Raw genomic sequence first — 15,509 nt, forward strand, 5'->3', positions numbered from 1 at the left:
CGCAGGCGCTCCCGATCACCGCTGGCGCACTACTTCACGGTGCCGCCAGATACGCCTCGACCGTCTTCCCCCACAGCCCCTGCTGCGCAATCAGCCCGTGCCCGTTCATGCCGGCCTCCAGCGTGAAGCTCTCGAAGCGCCCCTTGCCGCCTGCGTCGCGAAAGGCTTCGAAGTTCTTGCGGCTGTGCGACATCGCGTAGAACGGGTCGTTCTCGCCGTAGAGCCACAGCGTGGGCTTGGCAAAGGCCGCGCCGCGGCGGAAGGTGGCGGGGTTGATGGCGTCGGCGGCGTTGCCGGGGCACTTGTCGCCCATCCAGCCGCCGACGAAGTTGATGACGCCCTGGAACATGTCGGGGTGCAGGCCCGCATAGGCCACGGCAAGGATGCCGCCGCGCGAGTGGCCGGCGATTTCCATGCGGCGGGTGTCGACGTCGGGGTCGCGCTGCAGCCATGCGACGGCGGCATCGAGGTCGGCCACGGCGCGGTCGAAGCCGGCCAGGGCGATGGCGGGCTCGCAGCTGTAGTGCTCGCGCTTCGCAGTGAAGCCTTCGTCGTACAGGCCGTCCGATTGGCCGCGTCCGCGCCGCTGCGGATAGGCGATGAGCCAGCCGCGCTGCGTGAACCAGCGGGCGGTTCGCTCGGGGGCCCAGGTCTGCTTGAACAAGGCCGGGTCGTTGCCGATGCCGGTGGAGCCGTGGTTGAACACGACGGTGGGGAACGGGCCGGCGCCATCGGGCTTGTAGATGACCATCTCGAGCGTGACGGGCGCGCCGTTCTCGACGAAGGGCGTGGGCACGCGCACGACGCTGCGTTGCAGTGGCGATGCCGGGGGCTGCTGCTGTGCTTGCGGCTGTTGCTGCGGCTCCGGTTGCTGCGCCCACCCCGCGCCACAGAAGGCGAACAGCGACGCGAACGAGGCGGCAACGAGCGCGGCGGTGCGAAGGCGATTCATCTTTTTCTTCATGGGCGAGTGCTTTCGGAAGTGGGCAAGGACGCCGCCGCATTCTGCCCCGGGGCCTGCCGCTCGCTGTCGCGTGGCGCCGGCACCCGCCACCGCAGCGCGCCGCTCGCGAGCACGACGCCGGGCACGACGAACGACAGCGCCAGCAGCGCGGGGCGCGTGACGGGCTCGTTCATCCACCACGCCGCGCCGAGCGTGGTGAGCACAGGCACCAGCGCGGACGACAGCGCGGCGCGTGCGGCGCCCAGCCGCGTGATCGCCACGCCGTAGACCACCAGCCCCAGCAGGCCGGCGACCACGCCTTGGCCTGCGGCCTGCATCGCGATGTCGGTCCATGGCGCGGCGAACAGTCGCGGCGGGCCGGCGAGCCAGAGCAGCGGCAACAGCAGCAGGGTCGACGCACCGTTGACGAAGGCCGCGCCCTGCCACGCGCTCATGCCGCAGCGGCCGAAGGCCAGGGAGTAGACGGTCCACAGCAAGGCCGCCAGCAGAAAGAGCAGGTCGCCGCGCCAGTGCTGCTGGCGCAGGCCCTCGCCGAAGCTGCCCGCCGCGAACACGGCCATGCCGACGGCGATGGCGGCCAGCCCGAGCAGGCGCAGGCCGTGCACGCGCTCGCCCCGGTAGACCCACGCGCCCAGCGCGGTGAACAGCGGCAGGCTGCCGGCCATGAAGATGCCCATGTGGCTGGCGGGCGCCCACTGCGCGCCGGCCAGCACCAGCAGGCCGAAGGGCAGGCCGCTGCCGACGACGAGCAGCACGAGCGCGCCGCGCGACGCACCCGGCGGCACGAGCCTGCCGCGCAGCCACAGCGGGCTGAGCAGCAGCGCGGGAATGCCGTAGCGCAGCAGGGCGAGGTCCATCGGGCCGAGCGCGGTGGCGGTCACGCCGTGGCGCGACAGCAGCTGCCAGGCGCTGCCGATGAGGGCGGCGGCCAGCGCGGCGAGTGCGCCGGTCCAGAGGGTGCGAGGCGATGTCGTCATCGGGCCAGTCTGTGGTCCGGCCGGCGCGAAAGCTATCAGATTCGTGCGCCTGCTGCGCCGGCCGGCCCGAGCACGCGGCGGGCCTCGCCGAGCGTGACGCCCACGCCGCGCCGGAACACGGCGCCCAGGTGGCTTTGGCTGCAGTAGCCCAGGTCGTGCGCGAGGCCCGCCAGGTCGCGCTCGCCGTCGGCCAGCCGCTCCATCGCCGCCGCCAGCCGCAGGTGCTGGCGGTACTGGTGCAGGCTCAGGCCGGTCTGCTGGCGAAAGCGCCGCGCCAGGTGAAAGGGCGAGCGCGACACGGCCTCGGCCAGTTCGTCCAGCGAGAGAGCAGGCCGCGCGCCCGGGCCGCTGCCTTCGGACAGCAGCAACTGCCGTGCGCGTGCGACGGCGCCGTGCCAGGGCGCCTGGTGCGGCGCGCTGCCCAGCTCGGCGACGAGCGCGGCCACCAGGGCCGCGGCCTGTGCGCCGTCGGTGTCCGGCAGCTGGCGCCGTGCCGCGTGCATGCGGTACAGCGCCTGCGGGGTCAGCAGGCAGACGCTCACGCCCGCCGCGCTTTCACCGTGGGCCGGGCTCACCGATGCCTGGCCGCTGACCACGAGGCTGTGCCGCACGGTCGCGGTCTCGGGCCGCAGCCGGTAGGCGGTGGCGTCGCCGAAGCGGATGGCGGTGAGCGCGTCGGTCAGCCAGGTGTGCTCGCCCGAGCGCACGTCGAGCCGCGTGCGGCCGATGGGGAAGACGACGCGCGGCGAGGCCACGGTGTACAGGTCGCTCCACGCCGGCCCCTGTGGCGCGTGCAGGCGCACATGCGCCACCTCGAACCCGCGTCCGGCATAGAGAAGGGTGCGGTCTTGCGGCATGCGAAGCGTGAACGCACGACAGAGTGGGTCAGCCCAGCGCGGTCCAGTTGCAGCGCAGCTCGTACTGCGTGCCGCGGTAGCTGAGCGTGCCGGTCGCGCCGGCCACGCGCAGCGCCACGGCCACCTGCGGGCGGTCCAGGCCGGTGCCGCGCGCGCGCATGAACTGGCGGCGATGGTCGACGAAGCGCTGCTGCAGGCTGAAGCGCTCGGTTTCGTCTGCACCGGAGGCGGTGTTCGCCACGATCAGCTCGGTCAGCTGGCCGGTCGAGAGGCTGAACTGGATCTCGACCGCGTACGGCCGGCCGTCGCACTGCAGGCTGCCGTTCGCAAAGGCGGGCGACAGGCCAAGGAGCAGAAAGCAGGGCAGGGCGAGAGCGAGGAGGCGGCGGTGCATGTCGCAGTGGGTGCAGGTGGCGGCCCGCCACCATACCCCAAGCAGGTGAAACACACCCGTACACACCCAGACACACCCGCCGGCGCGTCACCCCACCTTGCGCGCGCGCCCTTCCCAGTGCGGCTCGCGCAGCTTGTACTTGAGCATCTTCCCCGCCGGCGACAGCGGAATCTCTTCGCGAAACTCCACGCTGCGCGGGCACTTGTAGCCGGCGATCAGCGTCTTGCAGTGCGCCACCAGCGCCTCGGCGCTCAGGGCCTCGCCGGCGCGCAGCACGACCACGGCATGCACGCGCTCGCCCCACTGGTCGTCGGGCACGCCGACCACGGCGCACATCGAGACCTGCGGCAGCTGGGTGATGGCGTTCTCGACCTCGGCCGAGTAGATGTTCTCGCCGCCGCTCACGATCATGTCCTTGAGCCGGTCGACCACGTAGACGAAGCCGTCGGCGTCCATCACGCCGCCGTCGCCGGTGTGCATCCAGCCGCCCCGCAGCACCTCGGCGGTCTGCTCGGGCTTGTTCCAGTAGCCGGCCATCACCATCGGCCCGCGCGCGGCGATCTCGCCGACGGTGCCGTTCGGTACGGGCCGGCCTTCGGCATCGACGATGCGCACTTCGGCGATGGGCACGGGCCGCCCGGCCGAGCGGCGGCGCGCGGCCGGCTGGTCGGGCTGGTGGCACCAGGTGGGCAGCACGGTGACCACGGGCGACAGCTCGGTCATGCCGTAGAGCTGGCAGAAGCCCGCGCGCGGCAGCTTGTCGATGGCCTGCAGCAGCAGCGCGTCGTCGATGGGCGCGGCGCCGTACAGCACCAGCTGCAGCGGCGTGGTGTCGAACTCGCCGAAGCGCGGGTGCTCGATGAGCCGCTTGAGCATGGTGGGCACCATGAAGGTCTCGCTGGCGCGCTCGTTCTGGATCGCCTCGAGCACCTTCACTTCGTCGAAGGCCGGAATGATGACCTGCGTGCACAGCCGCATCATCAGCTGCAGCGTGAGGCCGGTGCCGCCCACGTGGAACATGGGCGCCATGTTCAGGCCCACGGCCTCGGCGGGGCGCGTGGCCGCCATGTTGGCCGAGAGCTGGCCGGTGTAGAGGTTGCCGTGCGTGAGCATCACGCCCTTGGGCAGGCCGGTGGTGCCGCCGGTGTACATCACGGCGGCCAGGTCGGCGCCGCCGCGCCGCGCGTCGGGCACGGGCTGTGCCTGCGCCATGAGGGCTTCGGCGTCGGCCATGCCGTCGGGCGCGGCGCCGTCGCCGAAGTGCACCAGCGTCTTCAGCGAACGCGAGAGTTCGCGCTGCTGCTGCGCCACGGCGCCGAAGTGCGCATCGGACAGCAGGATGCGCGTGTCGCAGTCGTCCAGCGAGTACGCGACCTCGCGCGCGCTCCAGCGGATGTTGACGGGGTTGATCACGCCGCCCGCCCACCAGGTGGCGTAGAGGTACTCCACATAGCGGTCGGAGTTCAGCGCCAGCAGGCCCACGCGGTCGCCGGGTTGCAGGCCCAGCGACTGCAGCACGGCCGCCAACCGCGCCACGCGGTCGACGAACTGGGCGAAGGTGCTGCGGCGCTCGCCGCACACGAGGGCGGTGGCGCCGGGGCGTTCCTGCAGGGCCTTGTGCAGGGGCTGGGTGAGGTCCATGGACTGCGGTCTCCGTCGGTCGATGCGTTGTTGTGCGCCGAGTATGGAATGGCGCGCGCCACGCCGGCATCGTCGGAAGCGACGGGATCGGAAGTGCCGTGGCGGCCAAAGTCGTCCGAAGCGACGGTGACCGGCCAAGGGCTGCGCGCGACCATCGCCGCAGAACGAACGATTCGACTGTTCGACCGACCGGAGACAAGCCATGCATTCCTTCCCGACCGACCCGGCGCGCCGCCGCCTGATCCACGGCGCCGCGCTCGCCGCCGCGGGCACCGCGCTGCCCTTCCTGGCGCGCGCCCAGGGCCTGTTCGGCAAGCAGCCGATCACGCTGCTGGTGCCGTACCCCGCGGGCGGCGCCACCGACGTGCAGGCGCGCGCGCTGGCCCTGGCGGCCTCGCGCGAGCTGAAGCAGCAGATCGTGATCCTCAACCAGCCCGGCGTGGCCGCCACGCTGGCGCCGACCACCATGGCGCGCAAGGCCGCGCCCGACGGCTACACGCTGTCGCTCATGCTGAGTTCGCTGTACCGGCTGCCGCACCTGCAGAAGGTGAGCTACGACCCCGCCACCGACTTCACCTACGTGGCCAACGTGACGGCCGCCACGCTGGGCATCACGGTGCGCCAGGAGGCGCCGTGGAAAGACCTGAACGCGCTGCTGGCCGCGGCCAAGGCCAAACCGGGCGAGGTGTCGTACGGCACCACGGGGCGCGGCGGCACTTCGCACGTGTCGATGGAGCGGCTGGCCGCGCTGGCCGGCGTGAAGTTCAACTTCATTCCCTTCAAGGGCGCGGCCGAGCTGTACAACGCGCTCATGGGCGGCCATGTGGACGCGGTCTCCGAGGCCGGCTTCGGCGCCGCCGTGGCGGGCGGGCGCGTGCGCCTGCTGGCCACCTTCAACGAAGCGCGCTCGCCCACGCGGCTGAACGTGCCGACCGTGAAGGAACTCGGCTACGACGTGGTGGCCAACGGCTCGTGGGGCATCGCCGGCCCGCGCGGCATGGACCCGAAGGTGGTGCAGGCGCTGCAGGAGGCCTTCCGCAAGGCTGTGGACGACCCCGAGTTCCTGCGCACGCTCGACTTGAACGACTACGTCCGGTTCTACATGGACAGCCCCGCCTACACGGCCTGGGCGCACAAGACCTACGCCGACGAGAAGCGCTTCGTGAGCGACCTGCGCATCAAGCTCGACGACTGAACCCGACCTTCCTTCCTGCTGCCATGACTTCTTCCTCCTCTTCTTCTCTTCACTGCTTCCTCCACCCCAAGGCCATCGCCTTCGTCGGCGCCACCGAGCGCTCGGTGTGGTCCAACGCGGCGCTCGCCAGCCTGCGCACGCTGGGCTACGCGGGCCAGCTCTACCCGGTCAACCGGCGCGGCGGCAGCTTTCATGGCATGGCGGCGGCCACTTCGGCCGAGGCCATCGGCGAGCCGGTCGACACGGCGCTGCTCATGGTGCCGGCCGACGCGCTCGACGATGCACTGACCGACCTGCAGCGCGCGGGCATCGGCAACGCCGTGCTGCTGAGCTCGGGCTTCGCCGAGGCCGGCGAGGAAGGCCGCGAGCGCCAGCGCCAGCTCACGGCCAAGGCGCGATCGCGCGGCCTGCGCATCCTCGGGCCGAACTGCCTGGGCTTCGTCAACTTCGTCGACCGCTCGGCCGTGTGGACCGCCTCGCTGCGCGAGCCGCTGCCGGCGGGCACGCTGGGCATCGTGTCGCAAAGCGGCGCGCTGGCGGGGCAGCTGTCGTTCATGGCGCAGGTGCACGGCATCGGCCTGAGCCGCATGGTGTCGACCGGCAACGAGTCGGACATCGACATCGCCGAGGTCATCGACTACCTGGTGGACGACGAGCACACGCGTTCCATCGCCGTGTTCGCCGAGACCGTGCGCGACCCGCAGCGCTTTGCCGCCGCGGCCGAGCGCGCGCTGGCCGTGGCCAAGCCCATCGTCGTGCTGAAGATGGGCAGCAGCGAGATCACGGCGCAGGCCGCGCAGGCCCACACCGGCTCGCTGGTGGGCGACGACCGCGTGTTCGACGCCATGTGCCAGCGCCTGGGCCTGATGCGCGTGCGTTCCATCGAAGACCTGGTGTTCACCGCCGCCTTCGCCAGCATGACCGGGCCCTTCGCGGCCGGCGGGCTGGCGGCGGTGTCGATGTCGGGCGGCATGTGCGAGATCTTTGCCGAGCGCGCCGAGGAAGAAGGCCTGGCACTCACGCCGCTTGCGCCCAGCACCGAGGCCGCGCTGCGCGAGGTGCTGCCGGGCTACGGCACGCCGCAGAACCCGCTGGACGTGACCGGCGCCGCCATGCTGCAGCCCGAGCTGTTCGGCAACGCGCTCGAAGCGCTGGTGCGCGACCCCGCGCTGGGCGCCGCCATCGTGGTGGCCGACGTGCCCAACGCGCCGGCCAACGACACGCCGCTCAACCGCGCCGTGCTGGCACAGGTGGCGCGCGGACTGTCGGCCAGCCCGGTGCCCGCCATCGTCTGCAGCCACTACGTGATGCAGGTGAGCGAGCGGTCGCGCGAGCTCATCGCCGAGACCGGCATCCGCCACATCGCCTGCGGCATCCACCACGCGATGAGCGCGGCGGGTGCGGTGCGTCGCTGGTCGGAAACGCTGCGCCGGCGTCAACAAGCGCAAGGTGTCGCTGCTGCGGTGCCGGCCACGCCACCCACGCAGCCCTTGCGTTCCGAGCGCGAGACGCTCGAGTGGCTCTCGCAGCGCGGCGTGCCGGTCGTGCCCGTGCGGCTGTCGCGCAGCGCCGACGAGGCCGCGCGCTTTGCCGAAGAGCTGGGCGGCCCGGTCGTGCTGAAGATCGCCTCGGCGCAGATCGCGCACAAGACCGAGGTCGGCGGCGTGGCGCTGAACCTGCAGGGCGCCGACGCGGTGCGCGCGGCCTGGCTGGCGATGGACGCGCGCGTGCGTGCCGCGCGGCCCGAGGCCGAGATCGACGGCATCCTCGTCGCGCCGATGCGCCAGGGCGGGCTCGAGCTCTTCGTCGGCACCGTGCGCGATCCGCAGTGGGGCCCGGCGCTGGCCGTGGGGCTCGGCGGCATCTGGGTCGAGGCGCTGCGCGACACCAGCCTGCGCCTGCTGCCCGTGACGCCCGCCGAGGTGAAGGACATGCTGGCCGAGCTGCGCGGTGCGCGCCTGCTCGACGGCTGGCGCGGCGCGCTCGCGGCCGACCGCGACGCCATCGCCGAAGCCGTGGCCGCCATCGGCAACGCGGCGCTCGCGCTCGGGCCCGAGCTGGTCTCGCTCGAAGTCAACCCGCTGCGGGTGGACGGCCGCACGGTCGAGGCGCTCGATGCGCTGGCCGTGTGGGGCGCGGCGGGCTGAACCGCTTTCATCGTCAAGAAAACGAACAGGAGACTTCTTCCATGCTGCAACGACGTCGATTCGCGCAATGGGGCGCGAGCGGACTGCTGGCCCCCGCGCTCGGTGCCTTGCCGAAGGCGCAGGCGGCCGACGCCTACCCGACCCAGCCGATCAAGGTGATCGTGTCGTCGGCGGCCGGCGGGCTGGTCGACGGCATCGCGCGCACCATCGGCGAACGCATCGCCAAGCCGCTGGGCCAGCCGGTGCTGATCGACCCGAAGCCCGGTGCGAACGGTGCCATTGCCGCGTCCTTCGTGGCGAAGGCGCCGGCCGACGGCCACACGCTGCTGTTCGCCGTCAACTCCTTCGTGCTCGCGCCGCTGCTGATGGCCAAGCCCGGCTACGACGTGTTCAAGGACTTCGCGCCCGTGTCGCTGTCGAACTACGGCCTGCTCGTGTTCGCGGTGGGCGAGAGCGTGCCTGCGAAGAGCATGCGCGAGTTCGTCGCCATGGCCAAGGCGCAGCCCGGCAAGCTGAGCTTCGGCTCGGCGGGGCAGGGCTCGTCGGGCCACCTCTACGGCGAGAAGCTCATGCGCGACGAGGGCCTGCAGATGACGCACGTGCCCTACAAGGGTGGCGCGCCGCTGATGATCGACATCCTCGGCGGCCAGGTGCAGGGCGGCTTCGTCACCATGGGCGAGGCGCTACCGCACGCGAAGTCGGGCCGCGCGAAATTGCTGGGCGTGTTCGGCACGCGCCGCATGCCGCTCGCGCCGCAGATTCCCACTTTCACCGAGCAGGGCTTCAAGGGCTACGAGCACGGCGGCTTCTGGGGCTTCTTCGCGCCCACGGGCACGCCGCAACCGGCGATCGACAAGCTGGCCGGCGCGGTGCGCTTGGCCGTGGCGCAGCCCGATCTGCAGGAACGGATGATCGGTTTGGGGTTGGAGCCTTCGGGTGAAGGGCCGGGTGAGTTGATGGCGGCGGTGCGGCGCGAGAACCTGCTGTGGTCGCGGCTCATCAAGGATATGAACCTGAAGCTCGAATAGACCTCAGGCCCGCGCCACCACGCCGGCGGTCACCAGTGCATCGACCGCCGCGCGTTCGAACCCGAACTCCCCCAGCACTTCGTCCGTGTGCTCCCCCAGCGACGGCGCGAGCCGCTGCACGCCGCCCGGCGTGGCCGAGAGCGTGAACGGCACGCCGGGAAAACGCAGCGTGCCTTCGGTCGGGTGCTCGGCGTCGTGCCACAGGCCGCTGGCTTTCAGCTGCGGATCGTCGGGCAGCTGCTGCAGTGTCTGGATCGGCATCGCCGGAATGTCGGCCTGGCGGAAGGCTGCCACCCATTCGGCCGTGGTGCGCGCGCCGGTGGCGCGTTCGAGTTCGCCGAACACCACCGTGTGGTTGCGCACGCGCGCGGCCAGCGTGGCAAAGCGTTCGTCTTCGCGCAGCTCGGGCCGGCCCACGACCTCGAAAAAGCGCAGCCACTGCGCGTCGGTGTAGGGCACCAGTGCGATGTAGCCGTCGGCCGTGCGAAAGGGCTTGCGCACGCCGGAGCGAATCGAGCCGTACACCATGTCGTCGATGGGCGGCTGGAAGGTGTGGCCCCACAGGTGCTCGACCATGTTGAAGGCGGTCATGGTCTCGAACATCGGCACGTCGACCGCCTGGCCCTGGCCGCTGCGTTCGCGGTGGAACAGCGCGGTGACGATGGCATACGCCGCGTACAGCGCGGTGGTCTTGTCGGCCACGAGCGCGGGCATGTAGCGCGGCTCGCCGGTGTAGATTGATTGCAGCTGCGCCAGGCCCGAGGCGGCCTGGATGATGTCGTCGAAGGCCGGATGGCCCGCGTACGGCCCCTCGTCCGAGAAGCCCTTGACGTGCGCGCTCACCAGCCGCGGGTTGAGCGCATGCAGCCGCGCCGCGTCGATGCCGATGCGTGCCGCTGCGTCGGTGCGCACCGAGTGCACGAGCACGTCGCTGCCGCGCACCAGCGTGTCGAGCACCTCGCGCGCGGCGGGCTGCTTCAGGTCGAGCACGAGGCTGCGCTTGTTCCGGTTGCACGACAGGTACAGCGACGACATGCCCTTGTGGCGCGCGGGCCCGACCGAGCGGGCCAGGTCGCCCTGCGGCGCCTCGACCTTGATGACGTCGGCGCCCATGTCGGCGAGCATCTGGCTGGCCAGCGGGCCGAGCACCACGGACGACAGGTCGAGCACCTTGACGCCTTCGAGGGCGCCGCGAAAAAGGGGAGGGGGCGTCATCGGTCAGTCCTCCAGGCGGATGCCGGTCTTGTCGATCACGCGCTTCCAGGTGTCGGCGTCCTGGCGCAGCACCACGGCAAACTCGGCGGCCGTGCTGCCCACGGGCTCGATGTTCATGTCGCGCATCTTCTTTTGCACCTCGGGTTTGGCGATGATGGCGGCGACGGCCTTCGACATCTTGTCCACGCGCGGCTGCGGCGTGCCGGCCGGCAGGAACAGCGCAATCCACGCATAGGGCTCGAAGCCCGCGTAACCCGCCTGCTGGAAGGTCGGCACCTGCGGCAGCGTGGCCGAGCGCTGCGTGCCCAGCGCCGCCAGCGCGCGCAGCTTGCCGCTTTGCAGGTAGGGCAGGGCAGTGCCGGTGTCGAGCACGGCCACGCGGATGTGGCCGCCGAGCAGGTCGGTCACCATGGGCGCGGCGCCCTTGTAGGGCACGTGCGGCATGTCGACGCCAGCTTCTTTCTTGAACAGCTCGCCGTAGATGTGCGAGGTGGTCGCCACGCCGGTCGAGCCGTACGAGTACTTGCCGGGCTCGGCCTTGAGCAGCGTGACGAGTTCGGCCAGCGTCCTGGCGGGCACGTCGGGCGTCACGACCAGGGCCGAGGTCGAGATGCCGATCTGCGACACGGCCGCGAAGTCTTTCACCGCGTCGTACGAGAGCTTGCGCTGCAGCGCGGGCATCTGCACGTGGGTGGTGATGGTGAAGAGGGCGGTGTGGCCGTCCTTCGGGGCGCGTGCGACGGCAGCGGCGCCGATGGTGCCGCTGGCGCCCACGCGGTTGTCGACGACCACGGGCTTGCCCCAGGCGGTGCCGAGTTCCTGCGCGACCAGCCGCGCGATGTTGTCGGTGATGCCGCCGGCAGGGAAGGGCACGACGAGCGTGACGGGTTGCGAGGGGTAGTCGGCCGGTGGCTGTTGCGCGGCGGCGGGCAGCGCGAACAAGGCGGCCAATGCGAGCCCGAGGCCGAGCGTGGAGGAAAGACGTGTCATGGCGTGCGGTCTCAATCGAGCTTGATGTTCTTGGCCTGGATCACCTGCTTCCAGCGCGCGTGGTCGGCGCGCATGGTGGCGGTGAGCTGCGCGGGCGTGCTGCCGACCGGGATCACGCCCAGGCCTTCGATGCGCGCGGCCTGTTCGGGGCTTTGCACCACCTGGGCCACTTCGGTCGACAGGCGCTGCGCGATGGGCTGCGGCGTGCCGGCGGGCAAGTAGATGCCGAACCAGCCGACCGACTCCATGCCGGCGAAGCCCTGTTCCTTGAAGGTGGGCACGCCGGTCGCGAGCGGGGCGCGTGCGGTGCCGACCACGGCGATCGACTTCGCCTTGCCGGCCGCGACGTGCGGGCCCACGCCCTTGGCCGAGACGAACACGGCATCGACGGTGCCGCCGAGCAGGTCGGTGATGGCCGGCGCCTCGCCCTTGTAGGGCACGTGCAGCAGCTGGATGCCCGCGGCGTCCTGCAGCACCTCGGCGTACAGGTGCGCGCTCGATCCGTTGCCGTAGGAGCCGTACGAGTACTTGCCGGGCGCGGCGCGCGCGAGCTTGACGAAGCCGTCGAGGGTGTCGACGCCGAGCTTGTTGCTCACGGTGAAGACGATGGGCAGGCGCCCCGCTTCCGACACGGGCACGAAGTCCTTGAACGGATCGAAGCCGGCGTTGGGGTACAGCAGCGGGTTCTGGATGATGGAGGTGAGCGAGAACAGCACGGTGTAGCCGTCGGCCGGTGCGCGCTGCACGGCGGTGATGCCGATCTGCCCGTTGCCGCCGGGGCGGTTGTCGACGATGACGCTCTGGCCGAGCCGCTTGCCCAGGCCCTCGGCGACGATGCGCGCGAACACGTCGGTGCCACCGCCTGCCGCGTAGGGCACGATCATGCGGATGGGTTTGTCGGGCCAGGTTGGTTGCTGCGCGAAGGCGCTGCTCGTGGCCAGGGCGGCGGCCAGCGCGAGGGCGTGGCGGCGGGTGAATCTGCTGCTGTGCATGTCTGTCTTGTCTCCGATGGTTTTTCTGTCTGGGTGCGATGTCAGGGCGGCAGGCTCACGACGGCCAGGCCGGGGCCGACCGACACACCGTGGCGGTTCTCGCTCCACAGGCGCAGGTCGAGGCGGTGGCGGTGCGCGGCGTCGGCGCTGTCGTCGATCCACTTGCGCTCGACCTGGCCGCGCACGGTGACGGTGTCTCCCGCGGTGTTGAACGACTTCATGCGAAAGCCGCGGATGGCATGCAGCACGCCGGCCGTGCCGATGTACTCGCGAATCGCGCGCTCCCACATGCCCTGCAGCAGCATCACGTTGGCGTACATCTCGGGGGCGCCGGTCGATTGGGCGTGTTCGGTGTTGTGGTGGATGGCGTTGAAGTCGCGGTTGGCGCCGGCGGCCATCACGAGGCGGTAGACGGTGAGGGGGAAGGGCACAGAGTTCAAGGGGTCGCCCTCGTTGACTTCTTCCCAGCGGCGTTGTGTTTGCCAGTTCATCTTGTTGCTTTGCTCATGAAGCGTTGTGGTTCAGGGCGCGTGCACAGGACATCGGGTACTCCCCTCCGCGAATGTCCCCCGGGGCTTCGCCCCTCCTCCTTGATTTCGCTGCGGGGAGCACCCAATGCCCTGCGCACGGGACGCAGCGCGCCAGTGCGGGAGGCCGCATGGCGTCGGGCGTCTGTTCTCTAGTGCGGCAGGTAGTGGTACATGCCGAAGCGGCAGCGGGCCACCACCTCCTCGCGCTGGTTCACGATGTCGTACTCCCACGTCGTGAAGGCACCCTTTCCCACCTTGGTCGCCTTGGGTTCGCAACGCACGAGCCGGTTGCCGCGCCGGCCCAGGCGGTCGCCCAGGCGGGCGGGTTGCAGGTAGTCGACCTCGTAGTCGGTCGCCATGTAGGCGGTGGTGGGCGGCATGCCCTCGGGGCGCGTGCCCTTGAGCGGGCTGCGCTCGGGTTCGGCGTTGCGCGCGTCGCTGGTGAACACGGGCGGCTGGCCCGGGGCCCACATGGGCGGCAGCGTGAGGCTGGCGAGGCTGGTCGATGGCGCCACTGCATCCGGCCCCTGGTGCAGCGGGCAGTCGAACTCCAGCACCTCGACATAGCGGCGCACGGCGCCGGCCTCGATCACGTCGGCGCCCCAGCGGATCACGCCGTTCGCAAAGTCTTCGCCCACGCGCGCCACCATCGGCGCCCAGGCGTTTTCCCAATCGTCCATGTGCAACTGCTTTCTTCAGATGCCGATGAACTCGGCCACGTCGGCGAGCGGCGCACGCTCGGTCTCGAGGGCGTCGAGGGGTTTGTCGCGGTCGGCATAACCGATGGCCATGCCGGTGAAGAGCATGCGTTCGGGCGGCAGGTCGATGAAGCGGCCGATGGTCTGCGGGTAGATGGCCCAGCATTCCTGCGGGCAGCTGTCCAGGCCCTCGGCGCGCAGCAGCAGCATCACGTTCTGCAACATCATTCCGAGGTCGGACCACTGCGGCGGGCCCATGCGGCGGTCGACGGTGCAAAAGAGCGCGACCGGCGCGCCGAAGAACTGGAAGTTGCGCGCAAACCATTTCAAACGCGCGGCCTTGTCCTCGCGCGGAATGCCCAGGCGCGCGTACATCGCTTCGCCCACGGCAAAGCGGCGGTCGCGGTAGGGCGCGACCAGCTCGCGCGGATAGATGTCGTACTCGCTGCCTTCGCCGCCGGGTGTTTCCTGCACGCGGGTGCGCATGAGGGCTTTGAGTTCGTCCAGCCGCTCGCCGCCCACCACGTGCAGGTGCCACGGTTGCAGGTTGCCGCCCGAGGGCGCGCGCAGCGCGGCCTGCAGCACGCGGCGGAGGGTGTCGGCGGGCACGGGGCGGTCGAGAAATTCGCGCACCGAGCGGCGGCTTGCGACGGCGTCGTAGACAGTCATGGTCATGCGGCGTTCTTTCGTTCGTTCATGAGGGTCACGCCCAGCTCGCGTGCCACTTCGGCGCTGTGCTGGCCGGGCGTCGCGGCGTGCGACAGGTCGGCGTAGGCATAGCCCGAGAAGCGCACCGGCGGGCGCACCTCAAGATACGCGCCTTCGGTCGGATGCGTGCGCTGTCGGAAAAGGCCGGCGGCCTGCAGCTGCGGGTCGTCGGGCAGGTCGGCGATGTCGTTCACGCGCATCGCGGGCACGTTGGCCTTCTTCAAGATGTCGAGCCACTCGGCCGTGGTGCGCTCGGGCAGGATGGCGGCGGCGGCCTCGTACATGCGGCTCATGTGCTTGCGGCGCAGCGCCTTGTCGGCCAGCTCGGGCGCCTCGAGCACCTCGGGGTGGCCGGTGGCCTCGAAGAAGCGCAGCCAGCGGTCGTCCAGGTAGGGCGCAATGGCGATGTAGCCGTCGCGCGTGCGCATGGGCTGGCGCATGGGGTCGATCTGGCGCGGGTACAGCGCGGGGCCGGTGGGCGGCACGAAGGTCTTGTCGCACAGGTGCTCCACGAGGTTGAAGCTGGCGAGCGACTCGAACATCGGCACCTCCACCTGCTGGCCCTCGCCGGTGCGCAGCCGGTGCACCACGGCGGCGAGCACGGCGTACGCCGCGTGCAGGCCCGAGACCTTGTCGGCCATGGTCATCGGCACGTAGCGCGGCTGCGGGTTGCCGTCGACCTTGGGCGGCAGCGAAGCGATGCCCGACGCGGCCTGGATGATGTCGTCGTAGGCCTGCAGCGCGGCGTACGGCCCGCGCTGGTCGAAGCCGGTGCAGTGCACGTAGACGATGTCGGGGCGAATGGCGCGCACGTCGTCGTACGAGAGGCCCGCGCGCGCGATGGCGTCGCTGCGCACGTTGTGGATGAAGATGTCGCTGGTCTCGATGAGGCGGCGCATCGCGGCGCGGCCGTCCTCGCGCTTCAGGTCCCAGTCGACCGAGCGCTTGCCGCGGTTCAGCCGCAGGTGCACGGGGCTCATCAGCGGCGTGACGGGCGGCGTGCCGATGATGCGGATGCTGTCGCCTTCGGGCGGCTCGACCTTGACCACCTCGGCGCCGAGGTCCGCGAGGATCTGCGTGCAGTAGGGGCCGAAGATCACCGTGGTGAGGTCGACGATGCGCAGGCCTTCGAGCATGCGGGGGGCGGTGGATGGTGTGGTCATGGGATGGGAG

The 15,509-nt window shown here is 70.9% G+C and carries 15 protein-coding genes; 3 read left to right on the forward strand and 12 right to left on the reverse strand.

Annotation, left to right across the window (positions count from 1 at the left end; all coding sequences use genetic code 11):
• Positions 1 to 34: 34 nt before the first annotated feature.
• The 5 genes from AC1RAD_RS24655 to AC1RAD_RS24675 form a co-directional block, all read right to left on the reverse strand.
• Positions 35 to 952: an alpha/beta hydrolase family protein gene (locus AC1RAD_RS24655; RefSeq protein ID WP_492737713.1), complete on the reverse strand. Its 918-nt coding sequence runs from the start codon at positions 950 to 952 to the stop codon at positions 35 to 37.
• Between the two features lie 8 nt (positions 953 to 960).
• Positions 961 to 1,941 carry a DMT family transporter gene (locus tag AC1RAD_RS24660; protein WP_492737714.1) on the reverse strand — a complete coding sequence of 327 codons (981 nt, stop codon included), beginning with the start codon at positions 1,939 to 1,941 and terminating at the stop codon, positions 961 to 963.
• Positions 1,942 to 1,976: 35 nt separating this feature from the next.
• A complete protein-coding gene (locus tag AC1RAD_RS24665) occupies positions 1,977 to 2,798 on the reverse strand; it encodes a helix-turn-helix transcriptional regulator (RefSeq protein ID WP_492737716.1) in 822 nt (273 codons plus the stop codon).
• A 28-nt stretch (positions 2,799 to 2,826) separates the two neighbouring features.
• Entirely contained in the window at positions 2,827 to 3,192 is a 366-nt protein-coding gene (locus tag AC1RAD_RS24670; protein ID WP_354344656.1) for a hypothetical protein, read from the reverse strand.
• An 87-nt stretch (positions 3,193 to 3,279) separates the two neighbouring features.
• A complete protein-coding gene (locus AC1RAD_RS24675; protein ID WP_492737717.1) occupies positions 3,280 to 4,833 on the reverse strand; it encodes a long-chain-fatty-acid--CoA ligase in 1,554 nt (517 codons plus the stop codon).
• Positions 4,834 to 5,035: 202 nt separating this feature from the next.
• On the opposite strand from AC1RAD_RS24675, the gene AC1RAD_RS24680 reads away from it, so the two are divergent.
• Genes AC1RAD_RS24680 through AC1RAD_RS24690 form a run of 3 tightly spaced genes read left to right on the forward strand, consistent with a single transcriptional unit; the run spans position 5,036 to position 9,203 of the window.
• Positions 5,036 to 6,028, forward strand: coding sequence for a tripartite tricarboxylate transporter substrate binding protein (locus AC1RAD_RS24680; RefSeq protein ID WP_159279359.1), 993 nt, complete (start codon positions 5,036 to 5,038; stop codon positions 6,026 to 6,028).
• Between the two features lie 23 nt (positions 6,029 to 6,051).
• Positions 6,052 to 8,175, forward strand: a complete 2,124-nt coding sequence (locus tag AC1RAD_RS24685; protein ID WP_492737719.1) for an acetate--CoA ligase family protein — start codon at positions 6,052 to 6,054, stop codon at positions 8,173 to 8,175.
• 41 nt (positions 8,176 to 8,216) lie between these two features.
• The gene (locus tag AC1RAD_RS24690) at positions 8,217 to 9,203 is read left to right on the forward strand and encodes a Bug family tripartite tricarboxylate transporter substrate binding protein (RefSeq protein WP_492737720.1); all 987 of its coding nucleotides are present in this window, start codon (positions 8,217 to 8,219) and stop codon (positions 9,201 to 9,203) included.
• Positions 9,204 to 9,206: 3 nt separating this feature from the next.
• Here the strand turns inward: AC1RAD_RS24690 and AC1RAD_RS24695 are convergent, their stop codons facing one another.
• From AC1RAD_RS24695 to AC1RAD_RS24725, 7 genes are all read right to left on the reverse strand, one after another.
• On the reverse strand, positions 9,207 to 10,418 hold the full coding sequence (locus tag AC1RAD_RS24695; RefSeq protein ID WP_492737721.1) for a CaiB/BaiF CoA transferase family protein: 1,212 nt from the start codon (positions 10,416 to 10,418) through the stop codon (positions 9,207 to 9,209).
• Positions 10,419 to 10,421: 3 nt separating this feature from the next.
• A complete protein-coding gene (locus tag AC1RAD_RS24700) occupies positions 10,422 to 11,408 on the reverse strand; it encodes a Bug family tripartite tricarboxylate transporter substrate binding protein (RefSeq protein ID WP_492737723.1) in 987 nt (328 codons plus the stop codon).
• Positions 11,409 to 11,419: 11 nt separating this feature from the next.
• Positions 11,420 to 12,400, reverse strand: a complete 981-nt coding sequence (locus AC1RAD_RS24705) for a Bug family tripartite tricarboxylate transporter substrate binding protein (protein WP_492737725.1) — start codon at positions 12,398 to 12,400, stop codon at positions 11,420 to 11,422.
• A 41-nt stretch (positions 12,401 to 12,441) separates the two neighbouring features.
• Positions 12,442 to 12,891 (reverse strand): hotdog family protein, encoded by a 450-nt coding sequence (locus AC1RAD_RS24710; protein ID WP_492737727.1) that lies wholly within the window; start codon positions 12,889 to 12,891, stop codon positions 12,442 to 12,444.
• Positions 12,892 to 13,079: 188 nt separating this feature from the next.
• A complete protein-coding gene (locus AC1RAD_RS24715; RefSeq protein WP_492737729.1) occupies positions 13,080 to 13,610 on the reverse strand; it encodes a hypothetical protein in 531 nt (176 codons plus the stop codon).
• Between the two features lie 15 nt (positions 13,611 to 13,625).
• Positions 13,626 to 14,297 (reverse strand): nitroreductase, encoded by a 672-nt coding sequence (locus AC1RAD_RS24720; protein WP_492738093.1) that lies wholly within the window; start codon positions 14,295 to 14,297, stop codon positions 13,626 to 13,628.
• 2 nt (positions 14,298 to 14,299) lie between these two features.
• Positions 14,300 to 15,499, reverse strand: a complete 1,200-nt coding sequence (locus AC1RAD_RS24725) for a CaiB/BaiF CoA transferase family protein (protein WP_492737731.1) — start codon at positions 15,497 to 15,499, stop codon at positions 14,300 to 14,302.
• Between the last annotated feature and the right edge of the window lie 10 nt (positions 15,500 to 15,509).

This window comes from Variovorax sp. GW823-FHT04B03 (assembly GCF_058796495.1).

What these genes read in the sequence shown, in the direction of transcription:
- AC1RAD_RS24705 (WP_492737725.1), bottom strand. Translation starts at nt 12,400, where the DNA reads ATGCACAGCAGCAGATTCACCCGCCGCCACGCCCTCGCGCTGGCCGCC.
- AC1RAD_RS24680 (WP_159279359.1), top strand. Translation starts at nt 5,036, where the DNA reads ATGCATTCCTTCCCGACCGACCCGGCGCGCCGCCGCCTGATCCACGGC.
- AC1RAD_RS24665 (WP_492737716.1), bottom strand. Translation starts at nt 2,798, where the DNA reads ATGCCGCAAGACCGCACCCTTCTCTATGCCGGACGCGGGTTCGAGGTG.
- AC1RAD_RS24660 (WP_492737714.1), bottom strand. Translation starts at nt 1,941, where the DNA reads ATGACGACATCGCCTCGCACCCTCTGGACCGGCGCACTCGCCGCGCTG.
- AC1RAD_RS24720 (WP_492738093.1), bottom strand. Translation starts at nt 14,297, where the DNA reads ATGACTGTCTACGACGCCGTCGCAAGCCGCCGCTCGGTGCGCGAATTT.
- AC1RAD_RS24685 (WP_492737719.1), top strand. Translation starts at nt 6,052, where the DNA reads ATGACTTCTTCCTCCTCTTCTTCTCTTCACTGCTTCCTCCACCCCAAG.
- AC1RAD_RS24655 (WP_492737713.1), bottom strand. Translation starts at nt 952, where the DNA reads ATGAATCGCCTTCGCACCGCCGCGCTCGTTGCCGCCTCGTTCGCGTCG.
- AC1RAD_RS24700 (WP_492737723.1), bottom strand. Translation starts at nt 11,408, where the DNA reads ATGACACGTCTTTCCTCCACGCTCGGCCTCGGGCTCGCATTGGCCGCC.
- AC1RAD_RS24690 (WP_492737720.1), top strand. Translation starts at nt 8,217, where the DNA reads ATGCTGCAACGACGTCGATTCGCGCAATGGGGCGCGAGCGGACTGCTG.
- AC1RAD_RS24725 (WP_492737731.1), bottom strand. Translation starts at nt 15,499, where the DNA reads ATGACCACACCATCCACCGCCCCCCGCATGCTCGAAGGCCTGCGCATC.
- AC1RAD_RS24675 (WP_492737717.1), bottom strand. Translation starts at nt 4,833, where the DNA reads ATGGACCTCACCCAGCCCCTGCACAAGGCCCTGCAGGAACGCCCCGGC.
- AC1RAD_RS24695 (WP_492737721.1), bottom strand. Translation starts at nt 10,418, where the DNA reads ATGACGCCCCCTCCCCTTTTTCGCGGCGCCCTCGAAGGCGTCAAGGTG.
- AC1RAD_RS24710 (WP_492737727.1), bottom strand. Translation starts at nt 12,891, where the DNA reads ATGAACTGGCAAACACAACGCCGCTGGGAAGAAGTCAACGAGGGCGAC.
- AC1RAD_RS24715 (WP_492737729.1), bottom strand. Translation starts at nt 13,610, where the DNA reads ATGGACGATTGGGAAAACGCCTGGGCGCCGATGGTGGCGCGCGTGGGC.
- AC1RAD_RS24670 (WP_354344656.1), bottom strand. Translation starts at nt 3,192, where the DNA reads ATGCACCGCCGCCTCCTCGCTCTCGCCCTGCCCTGCTTTCTGCTCCTT.